1 protein-coding gene is annotated in these 428 nt (G+C 72.4%); it reads left to right on the forward strand.

The features are described 5' to 3' along the window. Positions 1-428: condensation domain-containing protein (locus ACLEQD_RS45150; protein ID WP_410392031.1), on the forward strand; the 428-nt coding region annotated here is incomplete at both ends.

A 428-nucleotide genomic window follows, 5' to 3' on the forward strand; every position in this document is an offset into this window, starting at 1 on the left:
CGCTGGACGTGGACGTGCTGGAGCGCGCGCTGCGCGAAGTGGTGCGCCGTCACGAGGTGCTCCGCACCACCTTCCGCGAGGACGCCTCCGGGCCCGTGCAGGTGGTGTCAGCGGAGCCGGTGCTCACCCTGGAGCGCAAGGACCTCACGGGCTCATCTCAAGAAGAGGCGTGGCGCCTGGCGCGTGAAGCGGCGGCCCAGCCCTTCCACCTTGCGAAGGGCCCACTGCTGCGCGCGCTGCTGCTGACGTCGGCGCCGGGAGCGCACCTGCTCGTGGTGGTGGTGCACCACATCGTCTCCGACGGCTGGTCCATGACGCTGCTGGTGCGCGAGGTGGCGCTGCTCTACGGCGCCTTCGCGCGAGGCCAGCCCGTGCCCCTGCCGCCCCTGGGCGTGCAGTACGCGGACTTCGGCGTCTGGCAGCGCGAG

The sequence above is a fragment of the Corallococcus sp. 4LFB genome (assembly GCF_046520365.1).
GTDB classification, from domain to species: domain Bacteria; phylum Myxococcota; class Myxococcia; order Myxococcales; family Myxococcaceae; genus Corallococcus; species Corallococcus caeni.